The organism is Chamaesiphon minutus PCC 6605 (assembly GCF_000317145.1).
Taxonomy (GTDB): Bacteria; Cyanobacteriota; Cyanobacteriia; order Cyanobacteriales; family Chamaesiphonaceae; genus Chamaesiphon; species Chamaesiphon minutus.
Window position 1 is genome coordinate 887,049 of sequence record NC_019697.1, and the last position, 25,052, is coordinate 912,100.

Genomic DNA, 25,052 nt, shown 5'->3' on the forward strand with positions numbered 1-25,052 from the left:
CTCGGTCGCGCTAACCCACTCCCGCCTAAATCTATGTCAATTTAAACTATCTAAACGTGAGGAGAACTACCCGAATGTCATCAGCATTTTGGAAATCTGTATTAATTAGCCCTGTAGTGTTAGGCATCTCGTTGCTATTATCCACTGGAGTAATCGCCGCACCCAAAACAGCTACTGGCAATGCTAGTGACTTAATCTTAAATAAAGCCAGTGGTGCTACACCTGTTTCAATTGCCGCCACCGAGCCAGCCGAAAGTCCTGATGAGGTAGTTAGTGAAATCGTCAAACCTACTGACTCATCCTATCAAGCTCTCCAAGGTATCGCTACCAAATATGGTTGCGAGCCTAACCTCAACAACAAACCCGTATCGCAAATTGAATTTGCACGCGGTTTGAATGTTTGTCTGAGCAAAGTCGAACCCATGTTGGCTCAACAGCCTGCTAGTGTCACCCGCGAAGACCTCGAAGTCATCCAGAGATTGACTCAAGAGTATCGCGCTCAACTAGCTGAAATTGACAGTCGCCTAGTCAATACAGACAAAAAAGTCGCTCAACTCCAAGCCAACCAGTTCTCGACCACTACCAAACTTAAAGGTGAAGCAGTCTTTAACGTCGCTAGTGTGATTAGTGGTGGCGACAATAGTAATATTATCTTCGCCGATCGTGTCCGGTTACTATTCCAAAGTAGCTTCACAGGTAAAGATATCCTCTGGACTCGTCTTGCAACTGGTAACCAACCATCCCTCGGTGGTACATTCAGAAGCCCAAGCACTGTCGGCGGTCAAGTCATCGAAACTGGTGGCACCAATAGTGTCAGTGTTGACTGGTTAGCGTATCAGTTCCCCGTTGCTAATACCAATGTCTACGTAGCAGCATTTAACGCTCTGCAAGCTGACTATGCTCCCACCTATGGATCTAACTTTGATGATTTCAGTGGTGCTAGCGGCGCAATCTCGGCCTTTGCAGAATCTAGTCCCATCTACAAAATTGGTGGCGGTAGCGGCGTTGGTACGAATATTCCGATCGCTGAAACTGGTCTGACTTCTGTCTCCCTCGGCTACTTTGCATTTGGTGCCAATAACCCTACAAACACCCCTCCTGTTACAGGCGGTTTATTTGGTACCGATAATTCCCTCTTCGGTCAACTTAACTTCAAACTCAGCCCTCAATTAGAAGGCGGTCTCACCTATATCAATAGCTCCCATAATGGCAGTATCTTCAATGGTACTGGTGTAGTTGTGGGTACTCCTCTAGCTAATAATCTTGCTCTGACTAGCCCAGGCGGTCGCACCACGGCTGATTCCTTCGGTTTGGCATTGGCCTACAAAGCCAGCGATAAACTAGCCTTCAATGGTTTTGCGATGACCACCAATGCGCGCAGGGGCGGTGTTACTGACAATATCTGGAGCTATGGTGCAGGCATATCTTTCCCTGATGTTGATGGCCGAGGCAGCCTCGCTGGTATATTTGTAGGTGCGGAACCTTATGTTGGTGGTGTTGGCAGCACTCCGTTCCACTTTGAAGGTTTCTACAAGTACAAACTCAGCGATAATCTCTCGATTACTCCTGGTTTGATCTATCTCACTTCCCCCGACCAAGTTACCAATAACAGTGCGTTAATCGGTGTAGTGAGAACTACTTTCCTCTTCTAAGGATCTCGCGTAATTAAATAATTAGTCGAGCGAATCGCTCGACTAACCTAGTCTAGCCAGAAGTGAAAGCTCACTTCTGGCTACTTTTTCGACTTTAATCCGCAATCCAAAATCGGATGGCAATGTGCGCTAACTTCTACTCCCTAACAAGTATTTAGGCGGAATCAAACAGCCAAGCTGCGCCGCGCCAACCTTAAAATTATCTGTAAACTTTAAGCCGATAATTCCACTTTTTTTAAGAATTATTTTACCTTCACTTCGCCCAAATAAAAATAGCTCAGCCCATTCACTCAAATTAGGTTCGTGTCCGACTAAAGCTACAGTCGAAATAGTACTAATATCGTGAGATCTGGCTGACCACTCCATCAACCAAGACTCGATTGTCCCCGCTGGTTTCAATCGATCGGATACTTCTAAAGTAGGACTGAGCTGCTTATCGAGCAAGATGTCCGCAGTTTGCCTAGCGCGGACTAGCGGACTAGTAATAATCAGATCGAATCTTAGCTCTAATTCAGCCAATCGATCGGCAACTTGTGCGACTTTTTTGCGTCCTGCTTTAGTAAGCGATCTCAACTCATCACTAGCAATCGCATCGACAGTGAGGGGATCTAAATCTACAGCAATGCCATGACGAATTAAGTATAAGTACATAGTTTTGTTAATGATTTGATACTTGTTAACAATCGATCGGAAAATAACTAACGGGTAACTAATTATTGCTCATTGATAGACAACGGTATCGATGGGGAATTCTAAAAATAGATGATAAATATCTGGATCGAAGCGAAGGTGCAGTGGTTATGACAAGAGCGAATGTAGAAGAATTTGGACGTAAACGGTTGGCTCATTGGGAAGCGGTTTTACCCAAGCGCAAAGCTTGGCTTCAGACGCTAGTATTATTGCCGTTTGGATTGCCTGTTGCGAATTTTTTGGGAGCTAGTTGGCACTTTTCGGCCAATGCGATCGTCGAAGAGCATCAATATCTTATCGGTGTATTTACGATGGCGATTAACTTAGTCATACCGAGTTTGTTTTTTGCCTTTTTATTCCACTGGGGCTGGTTTATCTGGCAGCACAAACCAGTTACCTGGTACCCCAGAGCAGCCGCACTGTGGGCGGGAGTTTATGCAACCTTGACGATCGCGGCATCATTTGGACTAGTGGGATTATTTACTCATAGTTTGGGGGTCTGCGGCAATCCCGCCTGGGGATCGATCGGCCAAACGTTGCTGTGCAATCTCGACGGCTATGGCTTTGAAGCCAAATCTTGGTTTGGCGCGTGGTTTATCATTGCCGCTTATTGCTATCAAGTCCGAGGATCGATCGTCTCCAAATTTCAACGGCTCGGCGAGCGACAAAATCGTTCGTCATCTGATGATTTTAGGGCGAATTCCTTGGTAACACCGCTATTACCAGGGCATATCGACACGATCCCCGATCGAGGGGAAGAGTAAATCTATAAATATTCGCGCCAATGCTAGAATATGACAGTATCGAGCGATCGCGAGCGCGCCGTAAGGCGATCTCTACTAAATAAATTGCTAAATCGAAATAATCACAGTTGTAGCCCAGTGCGCTGGTATCGCCTCTTAGCTAGTACGGCAATCGTCTGGATGGGATGCTGGGGACAAAGCCTCCCCAGTGTCGCCACTCCAGCTAGTGTCGATCGCCAGCGTGTAGTTACACCCGCTCGGCAAACAGTCAATTCGATCGCGCAACAGCCAGCGCCCGAAAATAATACTATCGACATCAGCCCCGAAATTCTCAATAGTAGCCCCGTCCTGCAAAAATGGCTCAAGGGCATTCCCGATGTCGCAGACGACATTAGAAACGACCCCAGCTTTCGGACACGCTTCAAACTCGGCTACTCTCAGTATCCCTCCACAGCACAAACTGGCGGCGTTCATCTGGCTGTAGATGACGTTTTCTTCGGACGCAGCGGACTTTCAGCCAGTGCCAATTATAATTCTGGAGGTAGCCGCAGTGCTTACGGCATAGACGCTCAATACTATCTCTTACCGCTAGGTGGATATATCAATATCACCCCACTAGTCGGATTTCGCCGTCTCCAAACAGATAAATATAACCGCGACGGTTTAAATCTGGGACTCAAACTGATGCTCGTACCCTCGCGCGGGGGCGGTGCCGATATCGCGCTGAGTCAAAGTTGGGTTGGTTTGGGTAGCGATACCGAAACAGGTTTGACAACTTTCTCTGTCGGCTATGCCATTACCAACAATCTCCGGATCTCCACCGATATCCAACAGCAAAATGCTCGGGAAAACTACGATAGCCGCGTCGGTATCGGCGTCGAGTGGATGCCCTAGATTTGATAATGTTAGCCAGCCAGATATCTTCTAAGGGACGTTACTGGGATTTGAATTGAGGCAAATCGGCTTCAAACTTTCAATCTTTCAATATCGCTCTAAACTTAAGGTGAAATCCAGCAAACTCACTTTCCTGGTAGAATGATGGGCGGGAAAATCAAAACACAAAGAAGCCCTAGTATTACTACTAGAGCATCTGAGTTGAGTATTAAGCTTGGCATCGAGCTATTTTTGCGGGGGGCAACCCCCCAACTATCGTGGCCGCGCGAGCGTTTCACCTCCGAGTTCGGGAAGGGATCGGTGTGGTTCCACTCGGCCATAGACACCAAGCAGGTGTACATTGCTGCACACCTTGAAGACTGCATAATCATCAACAGATTCAAATCATAGCGTTAGAGGTCAAGCCCTCGGTCTGTTAGTACTCCTCGACTGCATCCATTACTGGACTTCCATCTAGAGCCTATTAACGGGTGTTCTGCCCGTGACCTTACCTACTTATGTAGTGAGAGTACTCATCTTGAGGTGGGCTTCCCACTTAGATGCTTTCAGCGGTTATCCACTCCGCACATAGCTACCCTGCGTTTACCGTTGGCACGATAACAGGTACACCAGCGGTGCGTTCCTCCCGGTCCTCTCGTACTAAGGAGGAATCCTCTCAATACTCTTGCGCCTGCACCGGATATGGACCGAACTGTCTCACGACGTTCTGAACCCAGCTCACGTACCGCTTTAATGGGCGAACAGCCCAACCCTTGGGACGTACTTCCGCCCCAGGTTGCGACGAGCCGACATCGAGGTGCCAAACCTCCCCGTCGATGTGAACTCTTGGGGGAGATCAGCCTGTTATCCCTAGAGTAACTTTTATCCGTTGAGCGACGGCCCTTCCATTCAGTACCGTCGGATCACTAAGGCCTACTTTCGTACCTGCTCCACTTGTTGGTGTTGCAGTCAAGCTCTCTTCTGCCTTTACACTTAACGATTGATTTCCAACCAATCTAAGAGAACCTTTGCGCGCCTCCGTTACAATTTAGGAGGCGACCGCCCCAGTCAAACTACCCACCTGAAACTGTCCGGTTCCCGGGTAACGGGCAACCGTTAGAATTCTAGCCTCGCCAGAGTGGTATCTCACTGATGACTCCACAATCCCCACAAGGACTGCTTCAACGTCTCCCACCTATCCTGCGCAAGCGAAGCCCGAACACAATGCCAGGCTATAGTAAAGCTTCATAGGGTCTTTCTGTCCAGGTGCAGGCAGTCCGTATCTTCACAGACAATCCTATTTCGCCGAGTCTCTCTCCGAGACAGCTCCCAGATCGTTACGCCTTTCGTGCGGGTCAGAACTTACCTGACAAGGAATTTCGCTACCTTAGGACCGTTATAGTTACGGCCGCCGTTCACCGGGGCTTCAGTCGCCAGCTTCAAAATTGCTTTCTGACCGACTTCCTTAACCTTCCGGCACTGGGCAGGCGTCAGCCCCCATATTTCCTCTTACGAGTTAGCGGAGACCTGTGTTTTTGGTAAACAGTCGCCTGGGACTCTTCACTGCGACCCATATTGCTATGGGCACCCCTTCTCCCGAAGTTACGGGGCTATTTTGCCGAGTTCCTTAGAGAGAGTTATCTCGCGGCCCTTGGTATTCTCAACCATCCCACCTGTGTCGGTTTCCGGTACGGGCGTTAATTGCTTATGGTAGTTAGAGCTTTTCTTGGAAGCGGGATCTCGACCACTAACGAGCCGTAGCTCGCCGGACTCCTGTCTTAGCTCGAGTCGTTTTCACCGACTCTCAACACCTCGAACAGTTGCACCAGAACAACCAATCTCTGGCTGGTGACGACCTTCTCCGTCCCTCTGTACCAACAATTAACGGTACGGTAATATTAAACCGTTGTCCATCGACTACGCCTTTCGGCCTCGCCTTAGGTCCCGACTAACCCTTCGCGGACGAGCCTGCCGAAGGAATCCTGAGGATTTCGGGCTGTGAGATTCTCACTCACATTTGCGCTACTCAAGCCGACATTCTCACTTCCATTTCGTCCACCGCTGCTTGCCGCTACGGCTTCAACCTAACATGGAACGCTCCCCTACCACTTGTATAAATACAAGTCCATAGCTTCGGTGTATTGCTTAGCCCCGTTCATTTTCGGCGCAGGATCGCTTGACCAGTGAGCTATTACGCACTCTTTCAAGGGTGGCTGCTTCTAGGCAAACCTCCTGGTTGTCTGTGCAACCCCACCTCCTTAATCACTTAGCAATAACTTGGGGACCTTAGCTGATGGTCTGGGCTGTTTCCCTCTTGACGATGAAGCTTATCCCCCACCGTCTGACTGGCAATGTGTGCATCTGGTATTCAGAGTTTATCTCGATTTGGTACAGATTTCTCCGCCCGCACCGAAATAGTGCTTTACCCCCAGACTATAATCATTACCGCTATGCCTCAACATATTTCGGGGAGAACCAGCTAGCTCCTAGTTCGATTGGCATTTCACCGCTAACCACAATTCATCCGCTGATTTTTCAACATCAGTCGGTTCGGACCTCCACTTGGTGTTACCCAAGCTTCATCCTGACCATGGTTAGATCACCAGGGTTCGGGTCTATAAATACTGACAATTAACGCCCTATTCAGACTCGCTTTCGCTTTGGCTACAGTTTGTAAACTTTAACCTGCCAGTACCTATAAGTCGCCGGCTCATTCTTCAACAGGCACACGGTCAACCGTTAAATCGGTCTCCCATTGCTTGTAGGCTTACGGTTTCATGTTCTATTTCACTCCCCTTCCGGGGTTCTTTTCACCTTTCCCTCGCGGTACTGGTTCACTATCGGTCATACAGGAGTATTTAGCCTTACGAGATGGTCCTCGCTGATTCAACCGGAATTCCACGTGCTCCGGCCTACTCGGGATTCAGTTAGCTCGCTTCGATTTTTGACTACGGGATTATCACCCTCTGTGATGCACTGTTCGGGTGCTTCGTCTAATCTTGTCGATACACGTTACTGTCCCACAACCCCAGAGTGCATGCACTCTGGTTTAGGCTGTTCCCGTTTCGCTCGCCGCTACTTGGGGAATCGCTTTTGCTTTCTCTTCCTCCAGCTACTAAGATGTTTCAATTCGCTGGGTTAGCTCTTTCTACCCTATAGATTCAGGTAGCAGTATTTAGGGTTGCCCCATTCGGAGATTCTCGGATCTAAGCCTGCTGCCAGCTCCCCGAGACGTTTCGTCGGTAACTACGTCCTTCATCGCCTCTGTATGCCTAGGTATCCACCGTAAGCCCTTTGTAGCTTGACCACTTTGTTGACCAGCCTTCAGTTCGACTAATAAATTAGTCTTACCTAAAACTTAAGTCACAAGTTTCTATGATTTGTTTTGGATTGTCTGTAATGTTTAATTACGACTACCTGACTGTTGATTATTATGCAGTTGTCAAGGTGCGAACTGGACTTGTGAGTCCAGCAGACTACTCTTGATTAGTAGGTGCTGAAATCAGTTCCGATGTTTGCAGATATATTCTAGATAAGCTGGCGTTCTGTCTTGTAACAGATGGAGGTTAGCGGACTCGAACCGCTGACATCCTGCTTGCAAAGCAGGCGCTCTACCAACTGAGCTAAACCCCCTAGTTCATTTAATTAATACCCACACTTAAGGTCTGGTGTTTAATTATCTGCTAGATGATAAGTGGGCTATCCCGGACTTGAACTGGGGACCTCACCCTTATCAGGGGTGCGCTCTAACCAACTGAGCTAATAGCCCAAGAGCTAGCTGAACTAGAATATAAAGTTTGAAAGCCCTCTCGCTAAAAACGCTCGACCTTGGGATGACATCTATCGTACTTAATCCGTTGTGTTTCGGTATCGATAGTGTGAGGTCTCCCTAAAAGGAGGTGATCCAGCCACACCTTCCGGTACGGCTACCTTGTTACGACTTCACCCCAGTCATCAGCCCTACCTTCGGCGTCCTCTTCCTTGCGGTTAGAGTAACGACTTCGGGCGTGACCAACTCCCATGGTGTGACGGGCGGTGTGTACAAGGCCCGGGAACGGATTCACCGCAGTATGCTGACCTGCGATTACTAGCGATTCCGCCTTCATGCAGGCGAGTTGCAGCCTGCAATCTGAACTGAGCCATGGTTTATGAGATTAGCGCACTGTCGCCAGTTGGCTGCTCTTTGTCCATAGCATTGTAGTACGTGTGTAGCCCAGGGCGTAAGGGGCATGCTGACTTGACGTCATCCCCACCTTCCTCCGGTTTGTCACCGGCAGTCTTTCTAGAGTGCCCAACTTAATGATGGCAACTAAAAACGAGGGTTGCGCTCGTTGCGGGACTTAACCCAACATCTCACGACACGAGCTGACGACAGCCATGCACCACCTGTGTTCTGGTTCCCGAAGGCACTTTCTACTTTCGCAGAAATTCCAGACATGTCAAGCCCTGGTAAGGTTCTTCGCGTTGCATCGAATTAAACCACATACTCCACCGCTTGTGCGGGCCCCCGTCAATTCCTTTGAGTTTCACACTTGCGTGCGTACTCCCCAGGCGGGATACTTAACGCGTTAGCTACGGCACTGCCCGGGTCGATACGGGCAACACCTAGTATCCATCGTTTACGGCTAGGACTACAGGGGTATCTAATCCCTTTCGCTCCCCTAGCTTTCGTCCCTCAGTGTCAGTTTAAGTCCAGTAGAGCGCTTTCGCCACCGGTGTTCTTCCCAATCTCTACGCATTTCACCGCTACACTGGGAATTCCCTCTACCCCTACTTTACTCAAGTCTTGTAGTTTCCATGGCCCTTACGAAGTTAAGCTTCGCGCTTTAACCACGGACTTACAAAACCACCTACGGACGCTTTACGCCCAATCATTCCGGATAACGCTTGCATCCTCCGTATTACCGCGGCTGCTGGCACGGAGTTAGCCGATGCTGATTCCTTAGGTACCGTCATTTTGTTCTTCCCTAAGAAAAGAGGTTTACGACCCAAGAGCCTTCCTCCCTCACGCGGTATTGCTCCGTCAGGCTTGCGCCCATTGCGGAAAATTCCCCACTGCTGCCTCCCGTAGGAGTCTGGGCCGTGTCTCAGTCCCAGTGTGGCTGCTCATCCTCTCAGACCAGCTACAGATCGTCGCCATGGTGCGCCTTTACCACACCATCTAGCTAATCTGACGCGAGCTCATCTTCAGGCGATAAATCTTTCAACTTTCGTCACATCGGGTATTAGCAGTCGTTTCCAACTGTTGTCCCCGTCCTGAAGGCAGATTCTCACGCGTTACTCACCCGTCCGCCACTATGTCCGAAGACACCGTTCGACTTGCATGTGTTAGGCATACCGCCAGCGTTCATCCTGAGCCAGGATCAAACTCTCCATAATATTATGTGAGAGCCATCTAAGATCGGCTCGGTTGTAATCTTTTTAAGACTTATTACTCGTCTGGCCTTTCCGTTTCCAGAAAGACCTGTTATAATCGTGTTAACGAAATTAACGAGGTTGAATAGGCTTTCAAACTATATAATTGTCTAGGTTCAGGGTTTCGAGATTGGCTCGCAGAGCGGCTCTCGCCGTTTCCGTGTCGCTGTTCCCCTCGACCGCTTTACTAATATAACCCGACTGCCTATCAATGTCAACACCTTTGGTGGAATTAGCTGCGGTCGTTGCTGTGCAGTGGTTTCGGATGTTTATTGCGCCTGTTTTCTGCAAATTAGTCTAAATATTTTTTGAATTCGCTTCAATTCGATCGACTGTTTGTTCTCTGAAAGTGTTGCTATGTAATCTTTACAAGAGATTTTAAAAAACCGAGAAAATATTTTCTCGGTTTTTAGGTGGGTTCGATCGGGTAGAGAAAACGAATGAGGCTATTCAAATGTTCTGCCGACCTAAGATAAAAGGCAGGAGCTTGCTGATATTGCGGGCATCGTCGATACCGCGATGGTGGGTGCCTGTGAGGTCGATGTTTACTAAATTGAGGGCTTGCGCCATGCCATAGCGTTTATTCAGACCTTGGGCGGTGCTAAATAGTTCTTTGAGGTTGATGTGGTGGCTGGAGACTGGGTAGGGGAGATCGATGCGATGGTGTTTACTGTCTTGCTGGAGTTGTTTGCGGTCGTAGTCCCCCCAGGAGCCAAAGATGGTTTTGTCGAATTGGGATAGCCAGGGTTGCCAGAGTTCGATCGCGTCGGGGAAGGTGGGAGCGGTGTTAACTTGCTGCTGGGTAATGGAAGTGAGTTGCAGACAAAATTCGGTGAGGATGGGATGACGGATGGGTTTGATGAAGGTTTGGAATTCATCGACGATCGCGAGGTTGTCTGTAGATACCATGACTGCACCGATTTCGATGGTTTCCATCTGGTGGCGGGGGATACTCTGAAGGTCGCAGCAGGTGGCTTCGAGATCGACTACTAATATATGTTGGTATTTGTCGAAGTTGAATTCGGTCATGTTATGGAGAGTGCGGTTTAATCAATCGAACGCAAAACGGCTGTAGTTTATGCGTGGTGGGGTATTTCCCGTTTATCTACTAACATTACCCCAGCAGCTAAAGCTTCTCGTTCGTGTTCGGGTTCGCGCCAGGTTTCTTGGAGGGCGGCAGCTTCCCATTGCTGCATGGATTTGAGAGAAAGGAACTGCTGAATATAGACGCTGTGAAGGAGTAGGTTATAGCTTTGGGCGCGAAAAGCGATCGGACAAAAGAAGGCATCGACTGCGGTAAATTCAGATCCAGTGAGGAAAGGGCCGCCAAATCTTTGGCGAAGCCTACCGGAGGTAATCGAGTCCTTGTTGCCAGAGTTCATTGAGGCGATCGAGGTCTTGGTGTAACTCTGGATTAATCTGATGGAGTTGGATGTGGATGCCGCAATTCATACTGCATTGTTGGCGGATGGCGTTGAAGCCAGAGTGCATCTCTGCGACGGCGGATCTCGCCCAAGCGCGGGCAATGGGATGGGTAGGCCAGATGCCGCTGTGTTGCTCGGCGAGATATTCGGTAATGGCGAGGGTGTCCCAGACGATGAGATCGTTGTGGTGCAGACAGGGGACTTTGCCATTGGGGGCGAAGGTGCGGAAGGTTTCCCAGCTTAATTTTTTGGGAAAGGGGATGAGTTGTTCGGTGAAGGCGATCGATTTTTCTTGCATTAGCACCCAAGGACGCAATGACCAAGATGAGTAGTTTTTATTGGTAATATAAAGGGTATACATGGTAGTTTGATGAGGAATATCGATTGCTTATATTGGTTTTCAAATATAATTTGAGTTTTCTGACTTTATCTACAATTTCTAAACCTTGCGCTGATGCTTTGATTGAAAGAGCCATAAGTGGTAAATGCTGGCTCAAAGATTTACTTGGGTTTTGTTGAATTTACCTGCTTTTTGCTATTCGCGAATGTCGAGTAAGGATAGAGTATCACATCGAATTAGATCTCGTAATCTGTAACTATTGCTCCCAATTTTTAGCGCACTTTGGGCAATCTGGAAAGCGATCGCCCAGATGAACGATCGCCGATAGGATTATATCTAAAATCTTAGTATTAGAATGAGTCGATCGACCCACCCCGCCCTTCGTTGGCATTCGCGTTCGCGTTCGCGAAGCGTTCCGAAGGAAAGCGTCTCGAAGAGAAGCCTCTGCCTTAGTAGAGGAGGAGATTTTTCTTCCAGGCTTATCCGGGGAGGGGTTATTTAGTGGGATTCTAGATCTTCGACAAATTTAGGGATGGCGGCGGTGAGGACTTCGTTCCCAATGGCAGTGATGAGAACGTCATCTTCGATTCTTACGCCGATGCCTTTCCAGCAGTCGTCGATTTTGGGTTGTCCTTCGGCGGGTTCGATGTCGGGGGAGATATAGATGCCGGGTTCGACGGTGATGATGTTGCCCGGTTGGAATTGGTACCAGGTTTCGGCACCGTGCATGTAAATCCCTGCATCGTGAACGTCTAAGCCGAGCCAGTGTCCGGTACCGTGCATGTAGAAGTTTTTGTATTTGCCTTCTTCAATTAGGGTATCGACATCGCCAGCGAGAAGTTCGAGTTGAACCAAGCCTTCGGTGATAATTTGGACGGAGGTGTGGTGGAAGTCTTTCCAAGTGGTGCCTGGTTTGACTTGTTCGATACTCGCCATTTGGGCGTCGAGGACTAGTTCGTAGATAATTTTTTGTTCGGTGGTGAATTTGCCGTTAACGGGGAAGGTGCGAGTGACGTCGGAGTTGTAGTAACCGACGGAGCAGCCTGCATCGATGAGCAATAAATCGCCGTCTTGGAGGGTGCTGTTGTTGTCGATATAGTGGAGGATACAGGCGTTGGAGCCAGATGCAACGATCGAGGGGTAGGCTACGCCCATGGCACCGTTTTTGCGGAAGATGTATTCGATTTCGGCTTCGATTTCTGATTCTTTGACGCCTGGTTTGGCGATTTCGCGGGCGCGTGCGTGGGCGAGGGCGGCGATGCGGGCGGCTTCGCGCATTAAGTCTAGCTCGGCGGGACTTTTAACCTGGCGCAGGGGGTGGAGGGTGAGGAAGGGATCTTCGATCGAGACTGGCCCGGTGCCGCGTTTACCATAGGAGCGGAGCAATCTTTGCCAATGGGTAATGACTTTATTATTTAGTTGCTCGTCGCGCCCCATGTGATAGTAGATTTTGTCCCCTTTTTCGAGATATTGGGGGAGTTTTTCGTCGAGTTCGCTAATCAAATATGCTTCGTCTGCGCCGTATTTCTCTTTGGCGGCATCGACACCGACGCGATAGCCAGTCCAGATTTCCTTTTCGCGTTCTTTGGGTTGGACGAAGAGGATAAATTTGTGTTCTTCGTGGTGGGGGGCGATGACGGCAACGGCGTGGGGTTCGTTGAAGCCAGTCAGGTAGTAGAAGTCACTTTCTTGGCGATAGACGTATTCGACATCGTTGTGCATGGTAGCCATGGGCGCGCTCCCAAATATCGCGGTGCCATTGCCAATTTTTGCCATTAACTGTTCCCGACGCTGGCGGTATTCTGCTTGCATGAACTTCTAACCTATGCTGAGTATATTGTTATATTAACAATCCTAGATGATTTAAAGGTTGTCTATTGATAGCGCACGATCGAGTGCGCACGATTGAAATCGTCGCTAGTGATGCAAAGTCCGCCTACGCGGACTAATTCTACTCAATCTACAGAACTATTAATTCGATCGAACGTCATGGCATTTAGATAAAGATGAGAAATCCAAAGATTAGTGCAGCGCGAGCTGCGCGGGCTGAATATCGTCAAAAGCTGAAGAGGTTAGCTGTAGGAGCTAGTATCGCTCGTGATATTTATAGTCAAGCCCTGCGGGAATTAGCGATCGATAAATTCGTCAAGCTGCATCCCAAAGAAAATTGGCCGGAGTGGATGGAGAAACGTGCAGAATACAAAGTGCAATTTGATGAGTCGAATATTTGTAAGGTTTCAATTACCATTAGGGTAGATGGGCCGATGCCAGAAGGACTTTTTTGGAGAGAAACCATTCATGGCAGACTCTTAGCTTGTCTTGATGAAAACGGAGAAACCCGCTTTATTATTTCAGGGGGTGGTCAGCCATTAGAAATAATTACGGTTTTTGAAGCATATGTCGATCCCGAATCGTTAGTAGTTTCGGTAACAATCGATCGCGATCCGTCGGCGATGATTTTGCCACCACCGGAATTTTTTTATGATGGGTGGTAGAGCAAAATTTCAGTACTTTTAAAACTTAGCGGGTAGAAGAAGCCAAATCCATAATTAGCTTGGTAAGTAGGTAAATTCGCGGTGCAATGCGATCGATATCGATGTATTCTGTCGCGCTGTGTGCGCCGCCGCCGACGGGGCCAAGGGCATCGAGGGTGCTGGTGCCAACAATGGCGGCGTAGTTGCCATCGGTGCCGCCGCCACTACATTCGACGCCTAGTTTGAGGCCAATTTGCTGATAGATGGCTACGGCTTTTTTGACTAGGGCATCGGTTTGGGGATTGGGTGGAAATGGCGGACGGCCTGGTGTTGCTTGAATTTCGATTTGCGTACAAGGTAAGAGTTTGTTTTTGGTGATGCGGGTAAAATCGTTTTTGAGCCGATCGAATTCGCGAGCTTCTAATACTCTGACATCTGCTTCGACGTTAGCGGTATCGGGAATAATATTGCGACGATCGCCTGCTTGAAAAATCGTAAAATTAATCGTCGTCTGTTTGCTAGAATCGCCGAGTTTGCTTAGTTGTAAGGTTTGATGTGCGGCTTCTACGAGGGCATTACAACCTTTTTCGGGTTCGGCTCCGGCATGAGCGGCGCGACCTTTGACTTTAATGCCGTAGGTGCCGATGCCTTTGCGCCATGAAGTTATTTTATCCTGTGGCGATCCAAATTCTAAAACTAGAGCAACATCATGTTTTTTGGCAGTGGCTTTAATTAATTCGCGCGAACCTATCGATCCTGTTTCTTCATCTGAGTTGATTAAAAAGGTAATTGTTTTAAAGTCCTTAAATTTCGTTTCTTTGAGAATTTTTAGGGCTTCGACACCCAAAAGAATTCCGCCTTTATCATCCATAACTCCTGGCCCAAAGGCTTTATTATTGACGATTTTAAATGGGCGTTGCGCTACTGTGCCTTGCTTAAAGACGGTATCTGTATGGGCGAGGAGGAGAATTTTACCGCGACCCGTTCCGGCGATCGTGCCAATAATAATATTACCAGCATTGGGTTTGGCGGTGACGGTTTTAATGTCGGCACCGATCGACTTGAGCCGATCGATAACGAGTTTTTCGACTTGCATTAAGCCCTTGGCATCGTTAGTCTGGGAGTCAATATTAACTATTTGTTCTAGATGCTTGAGAAAGCTAGGTTGGGCTTGCTGGGCTTTATCATAGATTAATGAATCGGTTGCCGATCGAGCGAGATCGTGATGTCCTAATACCAGCAAGATCGTCAACACTAAACTAATTAAAATCACATGGATACTATTAATTTTCATTCTTAAATAGCGTATGCAATACGGTTCGGTTAACACAATAGCAAGCCTTTTATTAGTCCGCGTAGCGGCTCGCTCTCTTGGTGCAGTGTGGGCGGGAAACCCGCCCATGGCAGCGAGAGACAGGCGGACTTTGCATCACTAGCGGCGACTTGCGGCTCGCGTTTCTCCTATCGGAGACGCTCCGCGTTGGCGTAGCCTCGCCTCTGGCGAAACGTCGGGTTTCCCGACGGGAATGCGACGTCAAATCACGCGGAGGTTCCCTCCGCATGTGTTTCAGTCAAGACAGCGAGACAAGACACAGTCGCTGGCTAACCTAACCATATTGATAGCGTATGGATTTATCGATCGAACTTGAGTGCGATCTTTACTAGACAATTAGGTGCATAATCTGGTTTTATGCACGATTATTGAGGTTATATTGTTTGTCGAATTAATGTCGATCCCCACGGATGGGATGCGAGCGAGCTGCCAAGAGGCAATTAGATTCGCTGGGATGTACGTACAGCCTCTGGTGCTGACAATCGCTGGAATCCGATCCGATCGAGTCGATTGACGATACGGGTAACTAGGGTAGCATCGACGACGGGTTTGCTGACAAAATCATCGGCACCAGCGGCAAACACGCGATCGCTAGCGATCGCGGCGGTGTGAGCGGTGAGGACGAGGATGGGGAGATTTGCCCATTTGGGATCGGTACGGACTGCACGACAGAGTTCGATGCCATCGTAGGTGGGCATATCTATGTCGAGAATGAGTAAATCGGGTGCGGAAGTCTCTAGTGTCTCCCAAAAGCGGCTGGGTTCGGCGAGTGTAGTAACTGTCATGCCGCGCTGCGATAGTAAGCTGCTGACGCCTTCTAGTAGCATTAAATCGTCATCGACGATCGTGACTTTGGGTTGACTGGTGCGCGCTTGTTGCACGACTCGATCGACTGATTGGAAAATTTGCTGGGCATTGACTGGTTTGACGAGAAATAGTCGCGCGCCCCTACGAGCGACTTCGATGCGTTGCCGCAGCCTATTGGTGCGCTCGGTAGTTAGATCGTCGGCTTCAGAATCCATCGACGTGGGTTGGCTCAACACGATCGTCGGAATATTTGGATAATCGCGATCTAATTGAGACAATGCTGCCAATCCGTCGGCGATATGGGGGAAACAATCTAAATCGAAGACAATCGCGGTAGCGGGCGGTAGCCCTTGGGCGTCTGGAGGTTGTAGCTCGCTGGCTCTGACGATTTCAAATTTACCTGCGGCAGTATGACTCAGTTGGGCGGCTAAATCTGACTCTTGCGAAATGACTAGCAACCAGGGGGAGCGATCGTCAGAAGTGCTTGCAGGTGAGGGTTTGGCTGCTGGCATTTTGCTAGCGATCGAGCGGCGCAAGCGATCGAGGTTGCTTTGCAATTGCGGAATTTGGGCGGGAGTCAGCTCGGTATTAGCATCTAGTGCTAATTCGATTTGTTTGGCGAGTTGAGAACCGCGTGATAATCCAAATGTACCGAGGGCACCTGCAAGTGTATGGGCACAATTCCAAGCATCGCGGCGCAGTTCTGGTTGTAAGCAACCATCGCCGAGTGCGATAATTGCGCGGTCGATCGTGGCTACGCGCGCGCTCATTTGTTCGTGATGTCGGTTCCAAATTTCGGTGAGAAATTCTGGGCATTCTGACTCAGCTTCGGCTTGAAGATCTTCCTCCGCTAGATGTTTGGGAGATAGATCTCCAATGCTATTATCGGTAAGTTCTAATCCCACGATCGAATCTGCGTCGATCGCGGTTGGTTCTCGCTCTAGCAGCGTATCATCAGAGGCGAACGTTAGCTCCTGACGTCCGCCGTTGGTGATAAATTGTCGTTCGGATTGCGGCTCGCTAGACTTGAGTCGATAGCCGATCCCGTAGACGGTTTCGACGAAATCGATCGGTGCGCCTGCGGCTTTGAGTTTGTGCCGGAGTCCTTTAATATGCGTCCGCACTGCTTCTTCACTGGGAGCATCTTCATAAGTCCACAAGTGTTCTAAAATCGCGCCACAACTGAATAGCCGCCGATTGTACCGCAGAAATAGTTCGAGTAGTGCGTATTCTTTAGGCGTTAGGCTCAGTAGTCGCTCTTGATAAGTAACTTCGTAATTGCGGGGATTGAGACTCAGATCTTCCCATTTCAAAACTGGTTGTGCGCGATCGTTCCCTCGACGCAATAGCGCGCGAATCCGCGCCGATAATTCTTCTGGATCGCAAGGTTTGACTACATAATCATCAGCACCCGCATCTAAACCAATGGCACGAGCGTGTTTGCTATCCCTACTCGTCAATAACAAAATCGGCATCAGATAACCGCGCGATCGAACGTGGCGACACAGACTAATCCCATCGAGATTGGGCAAGATCGCATCTAACAATAACAAGTCGTAATCAAATGCTTCGATAAATTCCAAGCCCGATCGACCATCATGGGCGACTTCAACAGCATAGTTTCGATCGGACAATGTGACTCTAAGTGCTTCAGCCACGAGGAGATCGTCTTCAACTACCAAAATCTTCATGATTTTTGCCCGTTTTAGTAACCACCTAAATTATGCTAGAGTTTCCATCCCAAGGTTGTGGCAATTTGTTGAGCTAGTTCCAGCGGACTAAATGGCTTGGCGATCGTCGATCGAATTCCCAGCTCTGTGTAGTTGCGGCGATCGGTTGTTTGCACTTTAGCAGTCAGCAGAATTACCGGAATCGATCGAGTGGCGGGATTTGCCTGGAGTTTGCTAAAAGTATCTAGTCCATCCATATCTGGCATCATCACATCTAATAAGATCGCATCTGGCTGTTCGCGTTCGGCAGCAGCTAATCCTTCCAATCCCGAACCTGCAAGCGTTACTTGCCAACCAGCTACAGTTTCTAGGCAAATTTGAGCAACTTCCTGGATCGATGGTTCGTTGTCAACTACTAAGATCCGTTTACTACTCACGATACTACCTCTACTGAAATACGCTATAACTCGTTACCCAATTGCCAACGAGGATGACCAGTAGACTCTATCTACTACATTTATGGTCGCATATTTACGAGCTGTCAACCCTAAATAGATTCTTTAATTAGGTAGAGGGTAGAGGGTAGAGAGTAGAGGGTAGAGGTTAGAGATTGCGGGTTGTGGATTGCGGATTGCGGATTGCGGATTGTTTTCCAGTCTCCCAGTCTCCCAGTCTCCCAGTCTCCCAGTCTCCCAGTTCTCCCAGTCTCCCCGTCCCCCCGTCCCCCAGTCTCCCTTCTACCCTCTAAATCCTTAGCGACGAGGTACTAGATTGAGATAATCGAGACTAGAAGCGGTGAGCGATTGAGGTGGATTGCCCAGGAAACCGAGGCTTTGTGCCATATCTGCAAATAGAGATGGATCGCCTGCTTTGGGCTTTTGCGGTGCGGGGGTAGCACTGCGTTTGGTAACCGAGTAACTGATTTTGGGGAAGCCGAATTTGCCACGATAGTATTCGTTGTAACGAGGCGATTGAATATTGAAAGGTAATTCGCTCGCGCCAGAGGGTAATACCCGCCGACGTTGGAAGGGAACGATATTATCGCCAAAGTTTTCTAGATACTCATCGCTGTTGAGGAGAGCGTTAACAAAGCCAGCACGTCCTTTAGTCGCGATCACGATCGACCAAGCGATTTTTTCAGCATCGTTGTAAACATCGCGTCCTAACACCTTCTGAACGCAATGTGTCACGAACCGATAGTTGCTATTGAGATTGTAAAAACTGTTGGTGAAGGTATTAGATAAGCACAAGCCGCGAATAAAATCGCGAACGGTAATTTGGCCGTTGCGCAGTTGCGATTCTAAGAATTTTTCGCGATCGGATGCAAAGGCATGAAAGAAGATCTGGCGATAAGCAGCTTCGATGAGATTGTCTAGCTGACTGGCAGAGAGCAAGTTATCGGTGGAGAAGACGCGGGGCTGTTCGTCTCCAGGTACTTCATAACCTTGAATCCGGGAATTTTGAGTAGAAGGAGCGTATTCTAATAAGGGAATAGGCATATGCTAAAGCTGCTTGTTCTTACGAAACTTTACAATTTTTCTCATCATAATGCTCATGTGTACCTCATTTCTGGTGGATGATGGAAAAAATTACATTCCTTAATTTTCACTAGAATATAAATGTTGGTTGGGTGACGGCATCGAGTCTACTTGCTACAATCCGATCGCATCATGCGGAAATATTGTCATCATTTAGGAAGCATCGATCGTGATAATTATCGTCTTGGGAGTCGCTGGTTCTGGTAAAAGCACGATCGCCAAAGCTTTAGCCGACGCCAATCACTGCCAATATATCGATGCTGACGATTTTCACTCTGATGCCAATAAGGCCAAAATATCTGAAGGTAAACCCCTCACCGATGAAGATCGCCGTCCCTGGCTAGAAACCCTGCACGCACTCATCCGCCACTGGCTAGATACCAACCAAACTACCGTGCTCGCCTGCTCTGCGCTCAAGTATCGTTACCGACTTGCTCTAAGCGACAACGATCCGGCAGTAAAATTTGTCTATCTCAAAGGCAGTTACGCTCTTATTGCCAAGCGATTGCGAGAGCGACAAGCACATTTTGCCAAGGTGGATCTGCTCAAAAGCCAATTTGAGACATTGGAAGAACCAACGCCAGATGAGGCAATTCAGATCGATATCGATATCGAAACAGATGTAGACTCGATCGTTCGGGATATTAATGCTGCGATCTAAGTTTTGAATTTCGATCGGGATTGATGCTGTTGGGTTTCGCTCTGCTCTACCCAGCCTACAACTCGATCGTACATATCTTGGCTAACAGACAGTCGATCGAGCCAACTGTTAAAGTATTGAAGTCCATGCTGTGAAACCTTTTGATATGAAGGTCGAGCGTGCTTCCTGTAAATATATTTCATAAAATCTTTTTTGTTTTGGATTTTGTCAGCCACCAACATTTTATGAACTTTATCGATCGAGCCAATCTCGATCGATTCTGGATTTCTAATTTTATTTTTAATAGTATAACTATTCGCAATCCGTCTATATTCCATCCCTAAAACGATCGCGCGTGGAGAAATAAGCGCAAGATCGTCAGAAGTATCTGCCAGCAATTGAGATAGTAATTTGTCGTTTTGAAAAAGGGGATGCAGACAAAAAGCTTCGATTAAGTCTCGATCGTTGCCATAGATCGATCTAACGATAAAAGCACCTTCTCGGATATGATTCATGTAGCTGACACCGCTACGTCTAGCTACTTTGTCTTGATATTTGCGCTGAATGATTTGATAAAAAGGTCGAGCCTCGATCGAATCTAGAAAATCATCTTCCATCAAAAATGTAGGGTGGGCACTGCCCACAGACTAGGTTCAGCCAAAGCAATGAGAGTTATATTTTTCAATCGCACTCTCTAAGTAAATCTATTTAACTTACAGCCTATAACATCACGACTGTAGATTAAATATCGCAAAAATTCATTGAATTAGATCGATATTATGTTGGTGGGCACTGCCCACCCTACTCATCTGAATCCGGCACTATGCTACTCGATCGATTCGTGAATTCACACCTGCAAATTCTGCATAAACACGGTCGAATGCGCGTGAAAACTCTTGGGGGGAGATTTGGGTATCTTCTAACCGCTCTAGTCTGCGGTTGAGGTGCCGAAACTGGCGATCGTATTCGTTAGGTTCGTTTGATTGTGTCATCGTAATTTATTTCTACAAGAATTTCTGGAACGCTAAGGTCACATTATGTCCGCCAAAACCAAAGGAATTGGATAAGACGACATCGACTTTGGCGGCGCGGCTGACGTGGGGGACATAATCAAGATCGCAACCTTCTTCGGGATTCTCTAGATTGATCGTGGGGGGAATAATGCCATGGTAGATGGCGAGGGCGGATGCAACGCCTTCGATGCCGCCTGCGCCGCCGAGGAGGTGTCCGGTCATCGATTTGGTAGAACTGACGGCAATCTTGTAGGCGTGGTCGCCGAGAGCCTTTTTGATGGCTGCGGTTTCGGTGGGGTCGTTGATGGGGGTGCTGGTGCCGTGGGCGTTGATGTAGCTGACGGCTTCGGGTGGTAGTCCGGCATCTTTGAGGCAGAGGGACATGGCGCGAGCGGCATCGATACCGCCAGGGGTTTGTCCGGTCATGTGATAGGCGTCGCAGGTCATGGCGTAGCCGACGATTTCGGCGTAGATTTTCGCGCCGCGATTTTGGGCGTGTTCGAGTTCTTCAATGACGAGGATGCCCGCGCCTTCGCCCATGACGAAGCCGTCGCGTCCGGTATCGAAGGGGCGACAAGCGTGGAGGGGGTCGTCGTTGCGGGTGGAGACGGCTTTGCACGCGGCAAATCCGGCAATGCCGAGAGGGGTGATCGCGGCTTCTGTACCGCCGCAAATCATCGCTGTGGCGTAGTCGCCCTGGATTAGTCTAAAAGCTTCGCCGATCGCGTTTGCGCCTGCGGCACAGGCTGTTACGGTACAGCAGTTGGGGCCTTTGGCTCCGAGTTCGATCGCCACGAGTCCAGCGGCCATATTGGCGATCATCATCGGAATCATGAAAGGGCTACAACGGCTGGGGCCTTTAGTGAGATAGATTTCTTGTTGTTCTTCGAGAATTTTGAGGCCACCGATACCCGTACCGATGGTAACACCGATCCGCTCGGCATTTGTAGCATCGATCGTCAGTCCAGAATCGACGATGGCTTGTTTGGTGGCGCAGACGGCTAGCTGGGCAAACCTGTCCATCCGTTTGGCTGCTTTCTTGTCTAGATACAGTAAGGGGTCGAAATTTTTGAGTTCTCCGGCAATCCGACAGTCGTGTTTGGATGCGTCAAAATGGGTAATCGCACCAATCCCATTTCGTCCACTCACTAAGCCTTCCCAATATTCAGCCAGGGTGTTTCCAATGGGCGTAATCGCGCCTAAACCAGTAATAACAACACGTTTGCGGGATTGTGGATTGGAATTTGCCATGGTGGATATAGAGATGAGATGTGAGAGGGTGGAGGTGCTGGGGTGCCGTGGTGCTACATGCGGAGGGAAAGCTCCGCATCGCTACACCGCATAATTCATCTTCCGCGCAGCGGTACTAGCCGTGTTTGGCGTTGATGTAGTCAACTACTGATTGAACGGTTTGGAGTTTTTCGGCTTCCTCGTCGGGGATTTCGACATCAAATTCTTCTTCTAATGCCATGACGAGTTCGACTACATCTAGGGAGTCGGCTCCTAAGTCGTCGGTAAAGTTGGCTTCTGGCGTAATTTTGGTAGCGTCTACTTCCAATTTATCTGCAATTACGGCTTGCACTTTCGCCAATACATCTGCGCTCATATGTGTTCCTTTTTACTTTTATAACGATAATCCAGCTCTGGCAACCGTTGGCGATTGGCGCAGTCTTTGGTTCTTGTAGCGTCCGGCTAGAAGAAGTGAAGGCAGGCCAATCGCCATCTAGGGTAGGTCAATAGCACTCTACATCTTAATATGAAATTGCGCCAAATAAGGGGTTAGGCTTTAGGCTTTAGGGATTAGGGATTAGGGGAGAGGCTGTACTAAGCGAAGCGGTGAACGATTCTCCGCAGGAGCATCTGAGCCGACATAAATGTCTTCTAATGGATAAAAGAAACTTTCGTTGGGGCTGTTGGGTTTCGCCTTGCTCTGCTTGGTGCGCTTTTCCCGTCGGGAAACCCGACGTTGGCGTAGCCTCTGGGAACGAGAAACGCGCATCCGCTAACCAACCTACAGATCTATCAATTATCAATTATCAATTAACACCTACTTTTGGAATGGCGATCGCTTTGATGACTTCGTTGAAGTCAGATTCGTTGGCGAGGGGGATGAGTTGCTGGAGATATGGTTGATAGCGAAATAGTTCGTAATCTCGATCGAGTAAATATTGAGCGGTGGCGAGATCGATGCCTGTGGATGTATAACTATTATAAATAATTGTAGGTGCGAAATTGGCTAATGTTCGTTCGCATCCTTGTAAAATAGCTAAATTGCTGCCTGCTGTAGAAATTTTAATTATTTCTAATCGATCGATACCGTTGCGATCGACAAATGTATCGAGGGTCATGCAGTCTATTTCTTCGATTTCGGTACCTGGCGCAAGTATTTCATTAGCAGATATTATATAGTTTAATTCACAATTTGGTTGTAAAATTAGTCGGGCATTAGCATCTCGATCGCTAATGGCATTTCTAAAGATTCGGACGTTTTCGATTTGGTTGTGCTGACAAGTTTCGTGCAGACATTCTACTGCAATACTAAATGGTTCGATCGCGTAGACCCGGCCATTGACGCCAACTCTACTGGCGGCACTGAAGGTATAAATACCAATATTTGCACCGATATCGATCGCGTTCATTCCTGGTTGGAGATATTGGTGCCAAAACTCGATTTCTCGCTCGAACCAATTACCTTCTGCGAGTAAACATCTAGTGGTCGTATTTTGTAAACTAGCGGCTACTGCGAGGGAAATTTTGCAATCGTCGGAGCTAACATCGCTACTATTTGCTGGAGGAGAGGCTGTGTCAATGAAGGGAATATACGTCCACGGACTATCGATCGCAAGTTGCGTCCATTGCCATGGTAGTTTTGCCAATCTTTGGCTGGCATAATCTCTACCAATTTGTTGCCAATGTTGGGCAATTTCTGGTTGTTCTAAATCTAGATAAGCAAGATATAATGATTGTACGATAGTGGGATCGTCTAAAGCAATTTCGGCTGCTTGGTGAAGATAAACTAATCCTTCTAATTCTTGATTGCCAATGCTATAAATACCCAAGCGCAGGTTGGCTAAAATCAGCTCTGGCATCAGTTTATTTGTCAGATGTAACAGTCGCAAACCTGTATGATTATCCAAGCTAATTTGAGTGCGACACAGCACCTCTGTCAGCATGAGCATGGCTTGGGTATAGCCATTATCATTATTGAGGATGCGTTGGAGTTGTTCGTTTTTACCGTTGGTAATGTGCGCGCGCGTGAGTTGGGGAATGTAGACGATTCCTGGGGCGATTTTTGCTTCGGTGTAGGTGGGTTGCAGGTTATTGATAAAGGCACTAAAGGCAATTTGAGCCGCCTCGGTATAATTGCCCAACATGCAATTGAGTAAGGCAAGATGTGCGGCGCAGAGTGGATGTTGGTTTAACTCTGCGCCTGCTTGCACTGCATCAAAAGCGATTTCAGCATACAAACCGTGCGCGAGTGAGTTGTCGCAGCTTTCGGCAGCTACCAAGGCGGCGACAGCAAGATTGTTCCAATCTAAGGCGGTTTCGGGTTGTTCCCACTGGCAATTATCTAAACTTTGGTTGAGTACTTGGGAGACGGTTTCTGAAATCTCTACCTGGTTTTGTTTGACGTAGTTTAGATAAGATATTTTGGGATCGAAATCTATCATGGGGGGTAGGCTTTAGGCTTTAGGTTTTAGGCTTTAGGTTTTAGGGAATAGGGGTTAGTTATTAATTTAGATCTGGGGATTTGAGTCGATCGATTCGAGTGCAACAATCGGCTACGGGGGTGCGATCGAGCATGGCGGTTACTAGTGCTTGATAGGCTTCCCAGTTGGTTTGAATTAGGTTTTTGGCTTGGAGTGTGGCTAAGTTTTCTTGTTTGACTATTTCCTGTTGTTGTTTGCCAGCGACGAATAATACCCCTCGCAATTTTTGACGATCTTCACCACCGCCTTGCGATCGATCGTAGACTAATTTTTCGGCAGCAATGCCTGCCATCCAGACAGTACAGTAATGCTGGAGCAATTGTGCTGAAATATTTGCCTGTGGGGGTGCAAACATTACGCCACCCTGTGCCGATTGCCCTTGGCGGAAGGATTCCCAGGCACTGAGTGTATATCCAGTAATGGGAATACCGAGTAAATAAGCAACTAAAAAGTGTCCGGCTTCGTGATGAACGATCCGCTGGCGATATTCAGCTTTGGTACCCGCGATCGCATCTAAAACTAATGTCGCAACGGTACTTTTGAGAAAAAAATTATCTACTGTCGCGCCGACAATAATTGCTGCCACGATCGCGATCGGTAGTGTTGAAGGGATATTAATTAAGGGTGCGACTAAACTAGATATAGTCATCCCAAATATACAGATTGCGACTAAATTTAGAGAGATTTGCTGGGTTGGATTATCTGAATTCATTTATAAGCTTGAGTGAAT

At 48.2% G+C, this 25,052-nt stretch carries 18 protein-coding genes, 2 tRNA genes, 3 rRNA genes and 1 pseudogene; 5 read left to right on the forward strand and 19 right to left on the reverse strand.

Annotation, left to right across the window (positions count from 1 at the left end; genetic code table 11):
- Positions 1–74 precede the first annotated feature (74 nt).
- The gene (locus CHA6605_RS04005) at positions 75–1,652 is read left to right on the forward strand and encodes an iron uptake porin (protein ID WP_015158268.1); all 1,578 of its coding nucleotides are present in this window, start codon (positions 75–77) and stop codon (positions 1,650–1,652) included.
- Between the two features lie 129 nt (positions 1,653–1,781).
- On the opposite strand, the gene sixA is transcribed toward CHA6605_RS04005, so the two are convergent.
- Positions 1,782–2,303, reverse strand: a complete 522-nt coding sequence (gene sixA, locus CHA6605_RS04010) for a phosphohistidine phosphatase SixA (protein WP_015158269.1) — start codon at positions 2,301–2,303, stop codon at positions 1,782–1,784.
- A gap of 149 nt (positions 2,304–2,452) precedes the next feature.
- Between sixA and CHA6605_RS04015 the strand changes: the two genes are divergently transcribed.
- A complete protein-coding gene (locus CHA6605_RS04015) occupies positions 2,453–3,106 on the forward strand; it encodes a hypothetical protein (RefSeq protein WP_015158270.1) in 654 nt (217 codons plus the stop codon).
- Positions 3,107–3,136: 30 nt separating this feature from the next.
- Entirely contained in the window at positions 3,137–3,979 is an 843-nt protein-coding gene (locus CHA6605_RS04020) for a hypothetical protein (RefSeq protein WP_015158271.1), read from the forward strand.
- A 212-nt stretch (positions 3,980–4,191) separates the two neighbouring features.
- On the opposite strand, the gene rrf is transcribed toward CHA6605_RS04020, so the two are convergent.
- From rrf to CHA6605_RS04065, 8 genes and pseudogenes are all read right to left on the reverse strand, one after another.
- Positions 4,192–4,309: ribosomal RNA gene (rrf, locus tag CHA6605_RS04025) — 5S ribosomal RNA — on the reverse strand.
- 65 nt (positions 4,310–4,374) lie between these two features.
- Positions 4,375–7,265, reverse strand: a 23S ribosomal RNA gene (locus CHA6605_RS04030).
- Between the two features lie 253 nt (positions 7,266–7,518).
- Positions 7,519–7,591, reverse strand: a tRNA-Ala gene (locus CHA6605_RS04035).
- Positions 7,592–7,653: 62 nt separating this feature from the next.
- Positions 7,654–7,727: transfer RNA gene (locus tag CHA6605_RS04040), tRNA-Ile, on the reverse strand.
- A 123-nt stretch (positions 7,728–7,850) separates the two neighbouring features.
- Positions 7,851–9,337: ribosomal RNA gene (locus CHA6605_RS04045) — 16S ribosomal RNA — on the reverse strand.
- The 16S, 23S and 5S rRNA genes sit together here with 2 tRNA genes alongside, the layout of an rRNA operon.
- A 486-nt stretch (positions 9,338–9,823) precedes the next feature.
- Complete coding sequence (locus CHA6605_RS04055) at positions 9,824–10,402, reverse strand: 3'-5' exonuclease (RefSeq protein ID WP_015158272.1); 579 nt, start codon at positions 10,400–10,402, stop codon at positions 9,824–9,826.
- Positions 10,403–10,449: 47 nt separating this feature from the next.
- A pseudogene (locus tag CHA6605_RS37025) lies at positions 10,450–11,158 on the reverse strand (glutathione S-transferase family protein).
- Between the two features lie 477 nt (positions 11,159–11,635).
- Complete coding sequence (locus CHA6605_RS04065; RefSeq protein ID WP_015158273.1) at positions 11,636–12,949, reverse strand: aminopeptidase P N-terminal domain-containing protein; 1,314 nt, start codon at positions 12,947–12,949, stop codon at positions 11,636–11,638.
- A 194-nt stretch (positions 12,950–13,143) separates the two neighbouring features.
- On the opposite strand from CHA6605_RS04065, the gene CHA6605_RS04070 reads away from it, so the two are divergent.
- Positions 13,144–13,632, forward strand: coding sequence for a hypothetical protein (locus CHA6605_RS04070; protein ID WP_015158274.1), 489 nt, complete (start codon positions 13,144–13,146; stop codon positions 13,630–13,632).
- A 25-nt stretch (positions 13,633–13,657) separates the two neighbouring features.
- Here the strand turns inward: CHA6605_RS04070 and CHA6605_RS04075 are convergent, their stop codons facing one another.
- From CHA6605_RS04075 to CHA6605_RS04090, 4 genes are all read right to left on the reverse strand, one after another.
- Complete coding sequence (locus CHA6605_RS04075; RefSeq protein WP_041547543.1) at positions 13,658–14,905, reverse strand: glutamate carboxypeptidase; 1,248 nt, start codon at positions 14,903–14,905, stop codon at positions 13,658–13,660.
- A 479-nt stretch (positions 14,906–15,384) separates the two neighbouring features.
- Complete coding sequence (locus CHA6605_RS04080) at positions 15,385–17,442, reverse strand: response regulator (protein WP_015158276.1); 2,058 nt, start codon at positions 17,440–17,442, stop codon at positions 15,385–15,387.
- 35 nt (positions 17,443–17,477) lie between these two features.
- Positions 17,478–17,858, reverse strand: coding sequence for a response regulator (locus tag CHA6605_RS04085; protein WP_015158277.1), 381 nt, complete (start codon positions 17,856–17,858; stop codon positions 17,478–17,480).
- Positions 17,859–18,173: 315 nt separating this feature from the next.
- Positions 18,174–18,920: a phycobilisome rod-core linker polypeptide gene (locus tag CHA6605_RS04090; RefSeq protein ID WP_015158278.1), complete on the reverse strand. Its 747-nt coding sequence runs from the start codon at positions 18,918–18,920 to the stop codon at positions 18,174–18,176.
- A 208-nt stretch (positions 18,921–19,128) separates the two neighbouring features.
- On the opposite strand from CHA6605_RS04090, the gene CHA6605_RS04095 reads away from it, so the two are divergent.
- Positions 19,129–19,620 carry a gluconokinase gene (locus CHA6605_RS04095; protein WP_015158279.1) on the forward strand — a complete coding sequence of 164 codons (492 nt, stop codon included), beginning with the start codon at positions 19,129–19,131 and terminating at the stop codon, positions 19,618–19,620.
- Here the strand turns inward: CHA6605_RS04095 and CHA6605_RS04100 are convergent.
- From CHA6605_RS04100 to CHA6605_RS04120, 6 genes are all read right to left on the reverse strand, one after another.
- The gene (locus CHA6605_RS04100; RefSeq protein WP_041547547.1) at positions 19,617–20,216 is read right to left on the reverse strand and encodes a hypothetical protein; all 600 of its coding nucleotides are present in this window, start codon (positions 20,214–20,216) and stop codon (positions 19,617–19,619) included. The genes CHA6605_RS04095 and CHA6605_RS04100 overlap by 4 nt on opposite strands.
- Before the next feature lie 204 nt (positions 20,217–20,420).
- Positions 20,421–20,591 (reverse strand): hypothetical protein, encoded by a 171-nt coding sequence (locus CHA6605_RS33610; RefSeq protein ID WP_015158281.1) that lies wholly within the window; start codon positions 20,589–20,591, stop codon positions 20,421–20,423.
- Positions 20,592–20,603: 12 nt separating this feature from the next.
- The gene (fabF, locus tag CHA6605_RS04105) at positions 20,604–21,863 is read right to left on the reverse strand and encodes a beta-ketoacyl-ACP synthase II (protein WP_015158282.1); all 1,260 of its coding nucleotides are present in this window, start codon (positions 21,861–21,863) and stop codon (positions 20,604–20,606) included.
- Between the two features lie 115 nt (positions 21,864–21,978).
- Positions 21,979–22,218 carry an acyl carrier protein gene (acpP, locus tag CHA6605_RS04110; RefSeq protein WP_015158283.1) on the reverse strand — a complete coding sequence of 80 codons (240 nt, stop codon included), beginning with the start codon at positions 22,216–22,218 and terminating at the stop codon, positions 21,979–21,981.
- Between the two features lie 430 nt (positions 22,219–22,648).
- Entirely contained in the window at positions 22,649–24,283 is a 1,635-nt protein-coding gene (locus CHA6605_RS04115; RefSeq protein WP_015158284.1) for an FkbM family methyltransferase, read from the reverse strand.
- Positions 24,284–24,344: 61 nt separating this feature from the next.
- The gene (locus tag CHA6605_RS04120; RefSeq protein WP_015158285.1) at positions 24,345–25,034 is read right to left on the reverse strand and encodes an ATP-dependent Zn protease; all 690 of its coding nucleotides are present in this window, start codon (positions 25,032–25,034) and stop codon (positions 24,345–24,347) included.
- Positions 25,035–25,052 lie beyond the last annotated feature (18 nt).